Raw genomic sequence first — 17,610 nt, 5'->3', positions numbered from 1 at the left:
CCATGACCACCCATGGGGATGTATCTGCGTCACTGTTCTCTCACTGACGGCTATTCGGGGGATACGCTACGTCAGGAGCAAGGGAGAGACCGTCGACGCGCATGCTCACCGTCCCGGGAGGAAAACGGGTGGTCACGGATCGGTCCGGCAAACAGCGAGCCGTAGCCCGGGCGGTGGACGACAAGCAGCGTGAGCGGGAGACGCGGTTCGTTCCGAGAACCCTTGAGCGGGACGCCGAGCTGGTCACTGCCAAGGCGGCGTTGGACGCCGTGTGCGGCGGTTCGACAACGGGTGCGGTGATCCCCTCCGCACGCTGCGGTGGATTGCTGGCCTTCACGGGGCCGGCCGGAGCGGGCAAGACGACCCTCCTCGAGAAGGTGCGTCGCCTTGCGGCCGAGCGGGACTGCAAGGCGCTCTTCGCGAGAGGCCGCGAGCAGGAGCATATTCTGGCCTTCCACATGGTGCGACAGCTGCTCCAGCCGTTGCTGGCCTCGTACTCCGAGAGCGAGCGCCGGGAAGTGCTGGGCGAGTGGTACGGCATCGTCGGTCCTTGTGTCGGCCTGTGTCCCGCCGCAGAGGGCGCCGTGCCGGATCCGCAGGGCGTGCGGGACGGTCTGGACTGGGTGGTCACTCAAGTGGCCGTGCGGCGCGGCCCCTTGGTCCTGGTCGTCGATGACGCGCACTGGGCGGACGCGGAGTCCCTGACCTGGCTGACCTCCTTTGCCGGACGGGTCGAGCAACTGCCCATCCTCGTGGCCGTCGCGTACCGCCCCGAGGAACTGTCCGATGCGGCCAGGGCGTTCGACGACATGGTCGGGCGGAACCGGGTGCGTCCGCTGGACCTGGCGCCGCTGACGCCTACCGCCGTCGCCGAGCTGATGCGCGATGCCCTGGGCACCGCGCCCGAGGACGACTTCTGTCGTGAAGCCTGGCTGGTCACCGGCGGCAATCCCTTCGAGACGGTCGAGCTGGCGGCGAAGCTGCGCGACCGTCGGCTGGCCCCAACGAAGGAGAACGCCTGCGCGCTGCGGGACCTTGCGGCCGAGACCAAGGGCGGCGGTCTGGTGGACCGGCTGGAGCAGCTGGGCACGGTCGCGGTGCGGCTGGCCTGGGCTGTTGCCGTCCTTGGCTCGGAGGCGACCTTCAGCCTGGCTGCGTCCCTGGCGGCGCTGGGACCGGCCCAGGCCGCGGAAGCGACCGAAGCGCTGAGGGCCGAGCGCATTCTGACGTACAGCATGAAGCCGGAGTTCGTCCATCCGCTGATCGCGACGGCGGTCTATCGGGCCATCCCGCCCGCGATGCGGGTGGCCCTGCACGGCAAGGCCGCCTGGGAACTCGTCGAGGCGGGCGAGGGCCCGGCCGTGGCGGCTCGGCATCTGCTGGAGACACAGCCGGAGGGCGACGCCTGGGTGGCGGAGCAACTGCGCGACGCGGCCCGTGAGTATGTCCGCCGCGGCGCTCCCGACGCGGCCCGGCGCTGTCTGAGCCGCGCTCTGCGTGAGCCTCCGCCCGCGGGACTGCGGGCCACGGTGCTGCACGAACTCGGTGCCCCGGCACTGCTGCACGATCCGGCGGTGACGGTGAACCACTTGCGGGCCGCGTTGGAGGAGCCGGATCTGCCGCCGGAACTGCGGCAGAGCATCGTGATCCGTCTGGGGCGCGCGCTGTCGTACTGCGACCGGCTCACGGAGGCGGCGGAGGTGGCGATGGAGGAAGTCCGCATCGCCACGGACTCGCGAGTACGCCTGCGCATGCTCATGGAACACTTCATGATGTCGTCGTTCACCTCCGACGACCGTCAGGCCCCGGTGCTGTCGCGCCGGCTCAGCCACCTCACCCGTCGGCTGTCCGGCCAGAGCAAGACCGAGCGCTATCTCTACGGGCTGCGTGCATGGGACGCGATGGTGCGCGGCGAACCGGCGGCGACCGCCCTGGAGTTCGCGGAGCGGGCGCTGGGCCGCGACGGGATGAGCTGGACGGACGAGCAGTGGGGTTTCGAAGTGCCGTCGCTGGTGGCCCTCACCTTCCTGTACTGCGACCGCCCGGACCGGGCCGAGGAGCTGTACGCGGGAGCCATCGCGGAGTACGAACAGCAGGGCTGGCGCGGGGTGCACCTCTCCCTCGGCCACAGCCTGCTCGGGTACATCCGGCTGTGGAAAGGCCGGCTCACCGATGCCGAGGAGTTCGCACGTGCCGGGCTGCAGCTCGCGGACCGCCTGGGGCCCGCGGGCATCCACGCACAGTGGTACGCCATGGCGACTCTGATCGAAATCCTGATCGCCCGCGGGGAGACCGCGGCTGCCCAGGAGCTGGCGGTGGAACGCCGGTTCGGCAAGCCGTTCCCGTCGGCCGTGACGCTTCCCGACGCCGAGACCGTCCACGGGGAACTGCTGCTGGCGCGGGGCATGCACAAGGAGGCTGACAAGGAGCTGGCCGCGGTGGGCCGTCGCCTCGATCTGCGCGGTATGCGCAATCCGGCGTGGTGCCCGTGGCTGCCGCATCTCGCCCTGGCGGCCAGGACGACGGATGCCGGGCGAGCGCTGGAGCTGGCGCAGGAGGCACTGCGTCGCGCCGAACGCTTCGGTACGGCAACGGCGGTGGGCAAGGCGCTGGGTGTGCTCGCCCGGGTGACGGACGGGCCCGGGGAGATTGCCCTGCTGCAGCGTGCCGTCATCACCCTGGAGTTGGCGCCGTCGCCGTACGAACTGGCGGTCGCTCTGGTCGAGCTCGGCGGCGCACTGCGCCGCGCCGGACTTCTCCCGCAGTCGGCCGAGGCCCTGCACCGTGGTGTGGATCTCGCCGGTCAGTGCGGGGCCGGGGGCGTCGCGGCCCGGGCGCGCGACGAGTTGGTCGCGGCGGGACTGAGGCCGCGTCGCCTGGAGGTGGTGCGGCGGGAGCCGCTTAGCGGAGCACCCTCCGCGTAGTCAACGGCGCACGGAAGCCCGTGCGCGCCATGCCGTGATGCACCTCATCGTTGGCCAGGGTGCGCCAGAGGCGGCATCGTCGGTTTCTGTCGGCGCCGAGAGGTGAAGCATCAAGGGCGAACGAAGGGCCTCGCCGTCCTACGGGCCACTCCGTCCAAGTCCGCCTTCTGCGCGCTCTGGTGGGCCGTCCCGACCTGACAGAGGAAGGGCCGACTCCGTACCGGCCGTTCCGGAAGGCTTCCGTGAGGACGCTATGACCGAATTCTTCTTACCCGAGTTGCCTCGGCTGCTGCCGGTGGCCTACCACCCCAAGGCAGCGCAGATCGAGTTCCGTTCGAACGGCTGGGTGGGCCGCCGGCTCGGCGACTGCTTCGTGAGTGAGGAGGACCTGCTGTGCTTCCTGCGTCAGCGGAACGGACTGTACGGGCCACTGACCGTGCCGTACGCCGATGAGCAGCGGGCGCTCGATGTCGCCGACTGGTACCAGTACGTCACCGTCATCGACAGCCTTGTCTCGGACCGCTCGGCGCTGGGAGCCGATGAGGCCAGTGCCCGCGAGGTGTTCGCCGGAATCATGGACGACTTCCACGGTGACGGCGGCGGGAGCGAGACATTTCCCTACGGCGTAGCGGGCAAGGAGCTGTGGCGTCGGATCAGCCCCGGGCTCGCTCCCGGTCAGATACGAAGGTTCGCGGGTGCGCTCGAAGCGTTTCTGCGCGGTTGCGTCACCGAGATCCGTTTCAAGCTGACGGAGCGGGTGCCGGACTACGAGACCTGTATGACCGTGCGCCAGGACAGTTTCGGCTGCGACTTCATCCGGTTGATGACCGAATATGCGGCGGGCGTCGACATGACCGGACACGATCGGCTGCTCGCGGACGTGCACACGCACTGCATGCGGCAGATGATCACCGTCAACGACCTGCTCTCATGGCGCAAGGAGTATGCCCAGGACGACAGGATGACGGTGGCTCGTGTGCTGATCGAGCGCGAGGGACTCGCTCTCCAGCAGTGCGTCGACCGCCTTCGTGAGCTGGTCGAGCACCATGAGAGGGCCTACATCGCGGCTCGCGACCAGATGCTGAACGGTCCGCACGGAACACGCGCGGACATGCGTGCCTACCTGAACGGCCTGGACCATCTGATCGGTGGCAGCGCGGAGTTCGAGTACCTCACGCCTCGCTACTTCGGCGACGGCTACGTCTGGGACGGCTCCACCTCGGGCTGGATCAGCCTCACCGCTCCCGTCACCCGATTCCGGACCCGACCCACCACCGATGCCGATGTCGATACGGATGTCGAAAGCAGCCCGCCGCAGGCAGCGACACCATTCGCGACGAGGAGTTGAGGCGTGGCAGACACCGTACGTGTGCGACCGGGCACCCAGCCGTCGACGACCGGTACCGCTGCGCCGTCGACGACGGGCAAAGCTCCCGGCCGGCTCCCGCTTCTCGGCCATGCGATCCCGCTGCGACGCCGTCCGCTGGAGTTCTTGGCCGCCCTGCCCGCGCACGGCGACCTGGTCGAGATCCGTCTCGGCCCCCAGCGTGCCTATGTGGCCTGCCACCCCGAGCTCGTACGGGAGGTCCTGCTGAACCCGCGCATCTACGACAAGGGCGGCCCGCTGTTCGACAAGGTCCGCCCCCTGGTGGGCAACGGCCTGTTCACCGCGGCGTGGGCGGATCACCGATTGCAGCGCAGGCTGGTGCAGCCCGCCTTTCACCCCGGCCGGATGGCGTCGTACGCAGATGTGATGTGCGAAGAGATCGATGGCATGCTCGGTTCATGGCAGGAAGGCCGCGCCATCGACTTCGGCGCCACGCTGCACGCGCTGACGGTCCGGGTCACCACACGAACGCTGTTCTCCACCACCATCGGGGGCCGGGCCGTTGCCGACGTACAGCATTGTCTGCCCATCCTCCTTCGGGGCATCTACCAGCGGATGACCTCGCCGGTCGGTCTCCTGGAGAGGCTGCCCACACCTGAGAACAGGCGCTTCGAGCAGGCACGCAGGACGCTGCGCGCAGTCATCGACGAGACGGTCCAGGGCTGTCGGCGGTCGGGGGTGGACCATGGGGACCTGCTGTCGATCCTGGTCGGTGCCCGGGACGAGGAGAGCGGTGAGCGCTTCACCGATGACGAACTCCGCGATCAGGTCCTGACCCTGCTGATTGCCGGCACCGAGACCACCGCGAGCGTCCTGGGATGGGCCTTCCACCTCCTGGGCCGATACCCCGAGGCCGAGAAGCAGTTGCACGACGAAGCCGACCGCGTCCTCGACGGCCGACTGCCTGCCTTCGCCGACCTGCCCGCCCTGGACTTCGCCCGCCGCGTCGTCACCGAGACGCTTCGCCTCTACCCGCCCGCCTGGATGATCAGCCGGATGGTCACCGTCGCGACGGAACTCGCCGGGCAGCGTCTGGAGCCGGGCGCGAGCGTCCTGTACAGCCCCTATCTCCTGGGCCGCAATCCCGACCCCTTCCCAGAGCCCGATCGCTTCGACCCCGATCGCTGGCTTCCAGAACGGGCGGCATCAGTGCCCCGTGGCGCGATGGTGCCTTTCGGCGGGGGCAGCCGCAAATGCATCGGTGACGCCTTCGGACTGGCCGAGGCGACCCTGGCTCTCGCTGCCATCAGCGCGCGCTGGCAGCTCCGTCCCGTGCCCGGGACGACCGTCCGGCCGAAGCCCGAAGCGGCCCTGGGCACAGGTCCCGTCTTCATGCTGCCGCAACCGCGCCACCCCGGAGCAGGCTCGGAGCGTACGGACACCTGACGCCGAGACGCTCGCCCCGCGGGCCCCAGCCGGGCGGGCGTCAGGTCGCCGTCGTCGCCCCGGTCCCGGGACGGGGCCGGGCCCGGGCGATGAGCAGGGCCACGTCGTCGTGGTCTCCCGGTCGGCGCAGCGCATTCAGAAGCAGGTCGCAGGTCTCGTCCAGGGTTCGCTGAGGCTTTGCGAGGAGTGCAAGAAGATCGTCCAGACGCTCGTCGATGGCCAGGTCGCGCGTCTCGACCAGGCCATCGGTGTAGAGGACGAGTTCGTCGCCGGGGTGCAGAGCGACGGTGGTGGTGCTGAAGTCGACGTTGCCGACGCCGAGCGGGGCGCCGCTGGGCAGATCGAGCAGTTCGGGGAGCCGGCCGGGCCGTACCAGAGCGGGCGGCAGGTGTCCGGCGCTGGAGATGAGGCACTCGTTCCGGTGAGGGTCGTAGACGGCATAGACGCAGGTGGTGATGGTCTGCCCCATGCGGTCGGTGATGCGGTCGAGGTGGCGCTGCACTTGGGCGGGGTCGAGGTCGAGTTCGGCCAGGGTGCGGGTGGCGGTGCGGAGTTGACCCATGGTGGCGGCGGCGCTGATACCGCTGCCCATGACGTCGCCCACAACGAGTGCGGTCTTGTCGCCCGACAGCGGGATGACATCGAACCAGTCGCCGCCGACTTCACTGGCGGCCTCGGCGGGCTGGTAGCGGTAGGCGATCTCCAGGCCGGGCTGGTCCGGTGGCTGCTGGGGGAGGAGGCTGCGCTGGAGGGTGAGAGCGGTGTTACGCACCTGCCGGTACCAGCGGGCGTTGTCGATGCACACCGCGGCCCGTGCGGCGAGTTCGCCGGCCAGAACCTCATCGTCGGCGTTGAAAGGCTCCGGGTTGTGGGTGCGCTTCAGGTCCAGGGCGCCGAGGACCTCGCCGCGAGCGATCAACGGCACGGCCAGGTAGGAGTGCACGCCCGCGTCGGCCAGCAACGCGGCGGCTTCGGGGCTGCGAGCGATACGCGACAGATCGTCGTGCTGCACCCGCGACACGCGGACCGGGCGACCGGTGTTCACGCAGTGGGTGACCAGCCGGTCGGCCTCGTACTGGGCAACCTCACCGGGCTGATCAGCCGCGCGTACGGCATCGGTGGAATACGCGGCGGCCACGGCGAGAGCGCGGAATACCGCAGGGCCTTCGTGTATCACGGTGGCTGAGCGCCCGTTGAGGACGCTGTCGAGGACATCCACCGCGGCGACGTCGGCCAGCTCCGGTACCGACACCGCTGCGAGTTCACGGGCAGTCTGGTCGAGGTCGAGGGTGGTGCCGATACGTATGGATGCGTCGGCGACGAGCGCGAGGCGCTGCCTGGCCCGGGCAGCCTCGGTCGTGGCGACATGGCGCTCGGTGATGTCGACGACGGAGGTGGCCAGCCCCAGTACTTTCCCATTGGAGGACTCCAGCCGGTAGAACGAGACCGACCAGGCGTGCTCTCGGTTCGGGTCGGCCGGGGTACGCGCCACGGATTCGCGATCAAGGATCGGAATGCCGGTGGCGAGGACCTCGCGCATGGCGGCCTCGATGGCCTCGGCGTCCAAGAAGGGCAGAGCCTCACGGACATGTCGGCCAACATGCTCGGTGGCGGGCAGGCCGTTGATGCGCTCCAGCGCCGGGTTGACCATGACGTACCGCAGATCGGTGTCCACGACCGCCAGCCCTATGGGGGACTGGGAGAACAGTCGGGTGGACAGCGCCAGGTCTCGCTCCACGCTCCGCAATGTCGTCTGCTCGGTGGCCAGGCCCAGTGCGTAGAAGTCCTTGTGGTCGTCCTCCAACCGCATATTGCGGAACTCCACCAGCATGGTGCTGCCGTTCTTGTGCCGCACGGGAAAGACACCGGTCCAGCCCCCTCCGCCCGCCATGACCTCGGTGAACCATCGGCGCACCAGTGCCATGTGCTTGTCGTGCACCAGCAGGCGACCTGCGTTCCGGCCCAGTGCCTCGTCGGCGGTGTATCCGAACAGCTCCGCGGCCTGCGGGCTCCACAGTACGATCCGGCCATCCGCATTCAGCACCACGGCGGCGACGCTCAGGACGTCCAAGAGCCCGCCCGGCTCGGACCTGCCGGCCCCGGACGGCGCGGGGTCGGCCGGGAATGACTCGATTGCACTCATCCCAGACCCTCCGTCCGCCTGCAGCCATCCCTGCCCAGTGCCGACTCCGCCGCGGGCTCCCGCAGCACCCGATCACTTCCATCGTCCACTGTCGTGGCCGAGACCGTACCCCTGCCGAACCGGGTACTTCCCGCGTGCCCGCCCGAGAAGAAAATATGGCTCAGCGCCGCCGCCGCCAAGGACCAGGCTTCTCTCCGCCATTCTGGCGGCTCTGCGGGGACAGTCCCTAGTGATTGCCCAATGATGCGTGTCGTGACGTGATCACCTGGGGACGCCGTGCCAAGGATTCGTGTATGAACAGCGCAGATTTGCTGGCAGACGCGTTCGAGCGCGTCCGGGAGGCAGTCCATGGCGCGGTCGAGGGGCTGTCGCCGGATGACCTGAATGCCCGGCTGGACGCCGACGCGAATTCGATCGCCTGGCTCGTGTGGCATCTGACGCGCATCCAGGACGATCACATGGCCGATGCGGCCACAGTGGAACAGGTCTGGTTCTCGCAGGGCTGGGCGGATCGTTTCGAGCTCCCCTTCCCCAAGGGAGCGACAGGGTTCGGACACTCAAGCAAGCAGGTCGCCGCGGTACGGGTCCAGTCCGCCGAGCTGCTGCTCGGCTACTACGACGCCGTCCACGAGCAGACCCTGCGGTTCGTCCAGGGCCTCGACGACGCCGCGCTCGACAGCGTCGTGGACGAGTCCTGGTCCCCGCCGGTCACCCTGGGTGTCCGTCTGATCAGCGTCCTGGCCGACGACCTGCAGCATGTGGGGCAGGCGGCATTCGTCCGAGGACTGCTGGAGCGCCGGTAGGCAGCGAGGCGCACAGCCAGGCCTCATGCCGTGAACAGGCCCGGCCGGCACGCGCACGCCGCACGCGCATCCGTCGCCGCCATGCCAGGGGCTCATGAGACCCCACCCCCCACCGCGAATGCCGGTACAGTCAGGGAATCGTTTGTGGCCAAAAGACGTCCTTGTCATGGGCATGTCGGTCCGCCTATCTTCTCGGGTCATGAGTGAATCCCCCCACCCCCTGAGCGAGCCGTCCAACGGCCGCGAGAGCTCATCCCGTCGCGCAGTCCTCACCGGACTCGGCGCCACCGCACTGTCACTGGCCGCCGCGGGACTCGTGGCCCCCGAAGCCCTCGGCGCAAGCCCTCAGGGCAAGGAGTCGGCACCGGCGGCAGCCCAGCTCGAGGCCGCATGCGTGCTGACTCCCGAACAGACGGAAGGCCCCTACTACCTGGACCTGGAGACGGTCCGCAAGAACATCACCGAGGGCAAGGCCGGCGTGCCGCTCACTCTGCGCACGACGGTGATCGACACCAGAACCTGCGCCCCTATCCCGAATGTCGCCGTCGACATCTGGCAGTGCGACGCGGTCGGGATCTACTCCGGCTACGTCGCCGGCGGGTCGACCCCGGACACCACCTTCCTGCGCGGCGTGCAGCTCACGAACTCCAGCGGCGTCGCCGAGTTCACCACCATCTACCCCGGCTGGTACGTCGGCCGCGCCCTGCACATCCACCTCAAGACGCACGTCGGTGGCACCGTCTCCGGCGGTACGTACGAGGGTGGGCACGTCTCCCACACCGGCCAGCTGTACTTCCCCGAGAACTACAACACCCAGGTCGCCGCCCTCACCCCGTACCGGACCAACACCGCCCGCCGCACCCTCAACTCCCAGGACGGCATCTACCGCAACGGCGGGTCGTCGACCCTGCTCGGCATCACTTTGGTCGGCAGCACGCTCAGCCAGGGCGTCATCGGCACAGTGATCCTCGGCATCAATCCCACCGTGACAAAGCCCTGACCGAGCTCGCTGACCGGAGGATCAGCTCGTGACAGCGCAGCCGTTCCCCAGCGGCTGCGCTGTCCCATGTGCTCCGAAGGCCATCACGAGGGCGACATGATGACGGCCCGAGCCCGTCGGGACCGGTGGGCGTGCGGTCAGTGCGCGATGGAGTCGATCAGCTCCCGTGCACCCTGGCGCAGGAGCGCGACCGCGACGGAGGTGCCGAGGGTGGCCGGGTCGAGGGGGCCTGCCCATTCGTGTGCGTTGAGGACGGTCTTCCCGTCGGGGGTGAACACGCAGGCCCTCAGTGAGAGGTCGCCATTGCGCTCGGCCTTGGCGTACCCGGCGATCGGGCTGTTGCAGTGGCCCTGCAGGACGTGGAGGAACATGCGCTCCGCGGTGGCCTCGCGGTGGGCATCGGGGTCGCCGAGGCCGCTGACCGCGTCGATCAGCTCGGTGTCGCCCTCGCGGCACTGGAGCGCCAGGATGCCCGCGCCGATCGGCGGGCACATCACCTCCGGCGCAAGGATCTCGCTGATCACGTCCGTACGGGCGATGCGTTCCAGGCCGGACACCGCCAGGAGCAGCGCGTCGGCCTCGCCGGCGGCGAGCTTGTCCAGGCGGCGGTTGGCGTTGCCGCGCATCGGGACGCAGCTGAGCCGCGGGTGGGAGGCGGCGAGTTGGGCGATGCGCCGTACGGAGGAGGTACCGATCCGCGTGCCGGCCGGGAGCTGATCGAGGGTGAGCCCTTCGGGGTGGATGAGGGCGTCGCGGATGTCGTCGCGCTTGAGGAACGCTGCGAACGTCGTACCGGCCGGCAGGGGCCGGTCGGCGGGCACGTCCTTGACGCAGTGCACCGCCAGGTCGGCCTCGCCGGCGAGCAGAGCCGCGTCGACCTCCTTGGTGAACGCCCCCTTGCCCTCGACCTGAGAGAGGTCGCCCATCCACTTGTCGCCGGTCGTCTTGACCGCGACGACCTCGGTGCGGATGCCGGGGTGAAGGACGGCCAGTTCGCTGCGTACGCGCTCCACCTGGGCGAGCGCCATGGGCGAGTCCCGGGAGACGATGCGGATCAGTTCAGGGGTGGACATGGCTTCCACGATAGAGCGTCAGGACCGCGCTTCCGGCCCCGAAGCCGACGGCCATCTCGCCCGTGTGGAAAGCATGTTGGAGCATCGGGCGCGTGTGCGAGTAAGCCACCGCACGCATGGGGGACGACGCAGGCCCGGGTGACGGTGCTTCGTCTTGACGTCATGCCGTGGGTTCGGTACGAACATGCCAGACACTTTGGTATAGACCAAGTCTGTGTCCAGCCTGCATGCTCGAATCCGCGCTTGTTCCCACTCGGGAGGCAGCAATGCGAAGATCGTTGGCGCTGGTCCTCATACTCATCGGGGCCCTCGTCCTCTTCCTGGCCCCACCCGCAGCCGCGGCCACACCGACGGCGGCGTTCTCGAAAACATCAACCTGGGACAGCGGCTACCAGGGCGCGTACACCATCACCAACGGCGGCAGCTCCCAACTGACAGGCTGGACCGTCGAGTTCGACCTGGCCGCGGGTACGTCGGTCGGCTCGTACTGGGACGCCCTGCTCACGCAGAGCGGCAGTCACTACACGTTCAAGAACCGTGAGTACAACGGGTCGTTGGCGCCCGGCGCGACCGCGTCCTTCGGCTGGGTGTCCACCGGGACCGGTACGCCGACGAACTGCAAGCTCAACGGCGCGCCCTGTGGCGGCGGTTCGGGCGGCGGGGACACGACGGCGCCGAGTGTTCCGTCGGGGGTGAGTGTCGGCTCGGCGACCAGCTCGTCGCTGACCGTGCGCTGGACGGCGTCCACGGACAATTCCGGCACGGTGGCGGGCTATGAGGTCTCCCGGGACGGCGGCACGCCCGTCGCCGTGACCGGCACCTCGTACACCGCAACCGGCCTGCAGTCGGGCACGAGTTACTCGTTCCGCATCCGGGCAACGGACGCGGCCGGTAACACCTCGGCCTACAGTGCGGCGGTCAGCGGTACGACGAGCACGGGCGGCGGCACACCGCCCGCCGGCGGCGTACGCACCGCGCCGTACGTCGACATGGGAGCGTGGCCGACCCCGAGCATGCCCGCGATGGCGGCGGCGAGCGGGCTGAAGAGCTTCACGATGGCTTTCGTCACCGCATCGGGCTGCAAGGCGATGTGGTTCAACGCCTATGACCCGCGGACCGGCTGGGCAAAGGATCAGATTGACGCGATCCGGGCAGGCGGCGGCGATGTCAAGATCTCCTTCGGCGGCGCCAGCGGAATCGAACTGGCCCAGGCCTGTGGCTCGGTCGACGCGCTCTTCGCCGAGTACGACGCGGTCGTCACCGCCTACAGCCTGACGTACGCCGACTTCGACATCGAAGGGGCGGCCACCGCCGACCCGGCCTCGGTCAGCCGTCGTTCCCAGGCTTTGGCGCGTCTTCAGCAGGCTCACCCCGGCCTGCGGATCTCCCTCACGCTCCCGGTTCTCCCCGAGGGGCTGACCGCCGACGGACTCGCGGTGGTGAGGTCGGCGCGGGACGCGGGCGTGAACCTGGACGTCGTGAACGTCATGGCCATGGACTACTACCGAAGCATCGACTACGGCGACGCCGCGGTACAAGCGGCGCAGAGCACCTTCACCCAGCTGAAGTCGCTGTACCCGAGCAGGAGCGACGCCCAGCTGTGGGCGATGGTCGGCGTGACGCCGATGCTCGGCCAGAACGACGACGGACACATCTACGACCAGACCGACGCACGTCAGCTGGTCACCTTCGCACAGGGCAAGCACCTTGGAGAGCTCGCCTTCTGGGAGACGACACGCGACCGCAACGCCTGCACGGGCGCCCTCTATATGTGCACGAACATCCCGCAGGCTCCGTACGAGTTCTCGAAGATCTTCGCGGCGTACAGCGGCTGACGCCCGGCATTGCGCTCCTGGCAGCGCGATGAGGCGCCCCGGTCCCGGCGGGGACCGGGGCGCTTCGACGTTCATGCCCGCGGCCGCGGAGCCGGCAGTGGCGGCCGGACTCGTGGTGCTCGTTATCGGGCCGCTGCGAAGTCCTGCGTCCAGTAGCTGCCGGGCTGCGCGAGGCCGACGCCGATCTCCTTGAACGAGCAGTCAAGGATGTTGCGCTTGTGGCCGGGGCTGGCCATCCAGCCGGCCATCACGCTCTCGGGTGTGGTGTAGCCGTAGGCGACGTTCTCGCCGTAGGTGCTCCAGCTGTAACCGGCACGCTGGATCCGGTCGCCCGGAGATGACCCGTCGGATCCCGTGTGGGACATGTTCCGATGGGCTGCCATGTCCTTGCTGTGAGCTTGTGCGGCCTTTGCCAGCTTCGCGTTCACGACCAGCGGTGCGCACCCGACCTTGCTGCGCTCGCTGTTGACGAGTTGCACGATGCGGGCCGAAATCCCGGATGCCGGGGCGGTGGTCTTCGGGGCGCTCGGGGCGGCGGCGGTTTTCGTAGCCTTCGGAGCCGCGGTGGTCCTGGGAGCGCTCGGGGCGGCGGTGGATTTCGGAGTGCTCGGAGCCGTGGTGGGCTTCTGCGTTGCTCGCGCAGTCGGCTTCGGGCCCCAATGGGCCTCGGTCCACCGATGATCGGAGCGCGCACCCTTCCAATGGCCGTAGGACTGACTGCCCCGGTTCTCCTGGTGGTCCAGACAGGCCATGGCGACGGAGGGCACACCCACGGCGCCTATGGCGACGGCAGCGATGGTTATCTGCCGGTAGCGCGACTTCCTGCGATGCTTCCTCATGCGTGACCTCACTTGCTGATCGCGGAGCGTCCCTGGAGCGGCCAGCTCTGCACAGACCCTGCCTGAGCTGCGGAGACGCCTTGCGGGCCGTCATTCTTAGGACCGCAGCACGCGTAGGGCAACGGGGGGTTAGTACTACCTCGGTTCGTAGTGGCCCAGGCCCTTGCAATCGGCGCACAGGCGTGCTGGTCCGACTCGGGAGGGCGTGCCCGCAAGTGCTGTTGCTCCGTCAGAAGTCCTTATGCATCCCATGGACGGGCGAAAGCGCCGAGCGGATCGAATGCCGTCAAACCCCTCGTGAGGTATGTCCGATTCAAGACGGACAAATCTCCTATGTCGCCGGAGCGTCATCTACTATTCAGCAGCCTCAGTACGTGAAGTCGATGTGACGGATGTCATGAGGCTGCGTGACGCAGGGCCGTACGCGTTCGGTCTGCGTGTGTGCCGTCCGTGCGGCGCTGATCCCTCAGTGCGGCCCGGTGTCCGATCCGGGCGGTCGTTGCGCCCGCTCCTGGGCGAGTTCGGCCTCGAGCTCGACCACGCGTGCCTGTAGCGGTTTTGTGATCATGCCGGGTCCGGCTTGCTTCAGGGGGAGCCAAGCCCGTCGTATCCGTCACGTCTCGTCCTCGATACGGATCGCGCTCCTGAGGTCGTCGAAGGCCTGGCCGGATGTCCCCTCCTGCATCTCCAGCAGCGCTGCCGCAATGGCATCGAGCTTGCGCTGGATCGCGCGCTCGGCCCGCCGTTCCGCGTTCTTGAGCAGAGCCAGGAGCAGCAGGGCGACGGCCGTCATCGAATCTCCGGCGAGCAGCAGCCACTCGGACGGAAGTTTTACGGCATGCGCGGTGGCGGCGGCGGCCACCAGGGCCAGGCACACACCGAAGAAGACCGGCGAGCTGGTGAAGTTCGAGGCGTGCTCCGCCAGCTCGGCGAACCACCCGCGCTTGTCGCCACCTCGGTCGGCAGGGTGCTGAAGAGTCATACGACGTGCCTACCCGACACGTGGAGGGCATGCGTGCCAATCACGACCGGTGCCGGAGCGCGCCTCACACCCGGACACACGCTGCCCCGCCCACGTGAAGCCCGGCATTCGCGGCAGCACCCAACCGCCGGGTGGCCGTCACCATGTCCGCTTTAGGGTGACCCCGCGGCTCCGCGTCGGCCATTGCCCGTCCGGCGTACTCGACGATCACAGGCGGCCGGGGGAGTCCCTGCCGGAGACGTTGATCGCTGGGAGGACCGCCATGCACATCCTGCTCGTCGCCAGCGCGTTCAACAGCCTCACGCAGCGCCTCCACGCCGAACTGGGGGACCGCGGTCACACCGTGGCGGTCGAACTCGTACTGCACGACGAGTCCCTGCCGCACGCCGTACGCCGGCACCAGCCCCGGCTCGTCGTCGCGCCGATGCTGAAGACGGCGATCCCCCGCGAGGTGTGGTCCGCGCACACATGTCTCGTCGTCCACCCGGGACCCGTGGGCGACCGCGGGCCCTCGTCCCTCGACTGGGCGATTCACGAGAACGCCGGCCAGTGGGGCGTGACCGTCCTGCAGGCCAATGCGGAGATGGACGCGGGCGACATCTGGGCCTCGGTCGCCTGCCCGATGCCGCCGCTGTCCAAGAGCGACCTGTACCGCGGCGAGGTGTCCGACGCCGCGGTGGCGGCCGTGCTGCTGGCGGTGGAGCGGTTCGCCGCCGGGACGTACGCGCCTGACGCGCAGACCGCGGAGAGCGGGAGAGGAACCGGCCGCGCCCGGCCGTATCTCGATCAGAGCGTCCGACGGATCGACTGGGCGTCGGAGCCCACCGAGGCGATTGTCCGCAAGCTGCGCGCCGCGGACTCGCAGCCCGGCGTACTGGACGAGCTGCTCGGCGACGAGTGGTACTTGCACGGGGGCCACCCCGAGGACGAGATGCGCGGGCGGCCCGGCGAACTGCTGGCGACCAGAGCCGGAGCGGTCTGCAGGGCGACGACGGACGGCGCCGTGTGGATTCCCGAGCTACGGGCCCGGCGCAGGGCCGGGCAGCCCCCCACGTTCAAGCTGCCTGCCGTTCAGGCGCTGGCGGGCAGGCTGCCCTGCCTGCCGGAGCGTCCCGCGCCCCTGCGTCCGGACGCGCAGCGCCGTACCTGGACCGATATCAGCTACCGGGAAGAAAGCAACGTCGGCTTCCTGTCGTTCTCGTTCCCCGGCGGCGCCATGAGCACCACACAGTGCCGACGGCTGCTGGCGGCGTATCGGGAAGCCTGCTCGCGTCCCACGTCGGTGCTGGTGCTCGGCGGCAGCCGGGTCTTCTCCAACGGCATCCACCTCAACGTCATCGAGGCGGCCGAAGACCCCGGTGCGGAGTCCTGGGCCAACATCAACGCCATCGACGACCTGGTCGAGGCCGTCCTGACGACCACGGACCGGCTGGTGATCTCCGCCGTCGGCGGGCATGCCGCCGCGGGCGGGGCGATGCTCGCACTGGCGGCGGACGAGGTGTGGTGCAGATCGGGCGCGGTGCTGAATCCGCACTACCGCCTGATGGGCCTGTACGGCTCGGAGTACTGGACGTACACCCTGCCGCGCCGAGTCGGCTCGGCAGTCGCCGAGCGTCTGACGCGCGAGGCTCTGCCGGTGAGCGGTACGGCCGCGCAGCGGCTGGGCCTCGTCGACCGGCTGATCGAGTGCACCCCGCAGGACTTCACCGAAGAGGTCGGCAGGCTCGCCGGGCACCTCGCGTCGCTGCCCGCGGTCCAGTCACGGATCGCTGCGAAGAAGGCGGAACGGGACCGCCAGGAGAGTCTCAAGCCGCTCGCCGCCTTCCGCGAGGAGGAGCTGGCCCGCATGCTGGCGACCTTCTCCGATCCGCGCGCTCCGTACCACGCCTTGCGACGGGCCTTCGTCCTCAAGGAGAAACCCCTGCGTACGCCGCCGCATCTGGATGTGCCCGCGCCCAGAGCGAGAGCGATGGATCAGCCCCGGCCAGAGGCCCGCGTCACTGGACCGGACGCCGAAAACTCGGCCCCGGTTCCCGATGCCTGCTAGCAAGAAGGCTGGAATCACAATGCGGACTTTCACCTCATACCTCCACGAGAGGCGCTCCGATGAATGCAGCCACGCCGACCGCAGCCGATGCCACGGACGCCACCGGGGCGCCCGCCGACGACGCTTCCCCCATCCACATCCTCTGGATCAACGCCGGACTGAGCTGCGACGGTGACTCGGTCGCGTTGACGGCGGCGATGCAGCCGAGCATCGAGGAGATCGTCACCGGTGCGCTGCCCGGCCTGCCGAAGATCGCGGTGCACTGGCCCCTGATCGACTTCGAATGCGGTCCGGTCGGGGGTGCGGACACGTTCATCGAATGGTTCTTCAAGGGCGAGCGCGGCGAGATCGACCCCTTCGTCCTGGTGATCGAGGGGTCCGTCCCCAACGAGGCGATCAAGCAGGAGGGCTACTGGTGCGGTTTCGGCGACAATCCGGAAACCGGCCAGCCGATCACCACCAGTGAGTGGATCGACCGGCTCGCGCCCAAGGCGCTGGCCGTCGTCGCCATCGGCACGTGTGCCACCTACGGCGGGATCCACTCCATGGCCGGCAACCCGACCGGCGCGATGGGCGTGCCCGACTACCTGGGCTGGGACTGGACCTCCAAGGCCGGCATCCCGATCGTGTGTGTGCCCGGCTGCCCGATCCAGCCCGACAACTTCTCGGAAACTCTGACCTACCTGCTCTACCAGGCGGCGGGCGCGGCTCCGATGATCCCCCTGGACGACAAGCTCCGGCCGACCTGGCTGTTCGGCGCCACCGTGCACGAGGGGTGTGACCGCGCGGGCTATTACGAGCAGGGACAGTTCGCAGAGACCTACGACTCGCCCAAGTGCCTGGTCAAGCTCGGCTGCTGGGGCCCGGTCGTCAAGTGCAACGTCCCCAAGCGCGGCTGGATGAGCGGAATTGGCGGCTGCCCGAACGTCGGTGGCATCTGCATCGCCTGCACCATGCCGGGATTCCCGGACAAGTTCATGCCGTTCATGGACGAACCGCCCGGCGCCAGGGTCTCGAGCGCGGCGAGCGGAGCGTACGGGGCGGTGATCCGCAGGCTGCGGTCCATGACGCTCAAGACCGTGGACAAGGAGCCGAAGTGGCGCCACACGGGGAAGAAGCTGACCACCGGCTACCGGCCGCCCTGGTGATCCTCCATCGCATCCGACCAGACCTCTCCACGCGATCCGACCT

At 69.0% G+C, this 17,610-nt stretch carries 12 protein-coding genes; 8 read left to right on the top strand and 4 right to left on the bottom strand.

Going from position 1 to position 17,610, the window contains the following annotated elements; all coding sequences use genetic code 11:
- The first annotated feature begins 128 nt into the window (after positions 1–128).
- The 3 genes from ACI2LP_RS22655 to ACI2LP_RS22645 all read left to right on the top strand — a co-directional run bounded on the left by ACI2LP_RS22655 (position 129) and on the right by ACI2LP_RS22645 (position 5,697).
- Positions 129–2,924 carry an ATP-binding protein gene (locus ACI2LP_RS22655; protein WP_404726314.1) on the top strand — a complete coding sequence of 932 codons (2,796 nt, stop codon included), beginning with the start codon at positions 129–131 and terminating at the stop codon, positions 2,922–2,924.
- Positions 2,925–3,177: 253 nt separating this feature from the next.
- Positions 3,178–4,272, top strand: a complete 1,095-nt coding sequence (locus ACI2LP_RS22650; RefSeq protein WP_404726313.1) for a terpene synthase family protein — start codon at positions 3,178–3,180, stop codon at positions 4,270–4,272.
- Between the two features lie 3 nt (positions 4,273–4,275).
- Entirely contained in the window at positions 4,276–5,697 is a 1,422-nt protein-coding gene (locus ACI2LP_RS22645; protein ID WP_404726312.1) for a cytochrome P450, read from the top strand.
- A 40-nt stretch (positions 5,698–5,737) separates the two neighbouring features.
- Here the strand turns inward: ACI2LP_RS22645 and ACI2LP_RS22640 are convergent, their stop codons facing one another.
- The gene (locus tag ACI2LP_RS22640; protein WP_404726311.1) at positions 5,738–7,840 is read right to left on the bottom strand and encodes a SpoIIE family protein phosphatase; all 2,103 of its coding nucleotides are present in this window, start codon (positions 7,838–7,840) and stop codon (positions 5,738–5,740) included.
- 293 nt (positions 7,841–8,133) lie between these two features.
- Between ACI2LP_RS22640 and ACI2LP_RS22635 the strand changes: the two genes are divergently transcribed.
- Together ACI2LP_RS22635 and ACI2LP_RS22630 are read left to right on the top strand one after the other, a co-directional pair.
- Complete coding sequence (locus tag ACI2LP_RS22635) at positions 8,134–8,643, top strand: DUF664 domain-containing protein (RefSeq protein ID WP_404726310.1); 510 nt, start codon at positions 8,134–8,136, stop codon at positions 8,641–8,643.
- Between the two features lie 199 nt (positions 8,644–8,842).
- Positions 8,843–9,643, top strand: coding sequence for an intradiol ring-cleavage dioxygenase (locus ACI2LP_RS22630; protein ID WP_404726309.1), 801 nt, complete (start codon positions 8,843–8,845; stop codon positions 9,641–9,643).
- Positions 9,644–9,780: 137 nt separating this feature from the next.
- Here the strand turns inward: ACI2LP_RS22630 and hemC are convergent, their stop codons facing one another.
- On the bottom strand, positions 9,781–10,716 hold the full coding sequence (gene hemC / locus ACI2LP_RS22625) for a hydroxymethylbilane synthase (protein WP_404726308.1): 936 nt from the start codon (positions 10,714–10,716) through the stop codon (positions 9,781–9,783).
- Positions 10,717–10,982: 266 nt separating this feature from the next.
- Between hemC and ACI2LP_RS22620 the strand changes: the two genes are divergently transcribed.
- A complete protein-coding gene (locus tag ACI2LP_RS22620) occupies positions 10,983–12,551 on the top strand; it encodes a cellulose binding domain-containing protein (protein ID WP_404726307.1) in 1,569 nt (522 codons plus the stop codon).
- Between the two features lie 122 nt (positions 12,552–12,673).
- On the opposite strand, the gene ACI2LP_RS22615 is transcribed toward ACI2LP_RS22620, so the two are convergent.
- Positions 12,674–13,390: a CAP domain-containing protein gene (locus ACI2LP_RS22615; protein WP_404726306.1), complete on the bottom strand. Its 717-nt coding sequence runs from the start codon at positions 13,388–13,390 to the stop codon at positions 12,674–12,676.
- Positions 13,391–14,003: 613 nt separating this feature from the next.
- Positions 14,004–14,372, bottom strand: a complete 369-nt coding sequence (locus ACI2LP_RS22610) for a low affinity iron permease family protein (RefSeq protein WP_404726305.1) — start codon at positions 14,370–14,372, stop codon at positions 14,004–14,006.
- A 262-nt stretch (positions 14,373–14,634) separates the two neighbouring features.
- On the opposite strand from ACI2LP_RS22610, the gene ACI2LP_RS22605 reads away from it, so the two are divergent.
- Positions 14,635–16,419, top strand: a complete 1,785-nt coding sequence (locus ACI2LP_RS22605) for a hydrogenase maturation protein (protein WP_404726304.1) — start codon at positions 14,635–14,637, stop codon at positions 16,417–16,419.
- A 59-nt stretch (positions 16,420–16,478) separates the two neighbouring features.
- On the top strand, positions 16,479–17,567 hold the full coding sequence (locus tag ACI2LP_RS22600; RefSeq protein ID WP_360864853.1) for a hydrogenase expression protein HypE: 1,089 nt from the start codon (positions 16,479–16,481) through the stop codon (positions 17,565–17,567).
- Positions 17,568–17,610: the final 43 nt, after the last annotated feature.

The sequence above is a fragment of the Streptomyces sp. NPDC019890 genome, from assembly GCF_044903445.1.
GTDB lineage: Bacteria > Actinomycetota > Actinomycetes > Streptomycetales > Streptomycetaceae > Streptomyces.
This window is presented reverse-complemented; position numbering and strand designations above follow the sequence as displayed.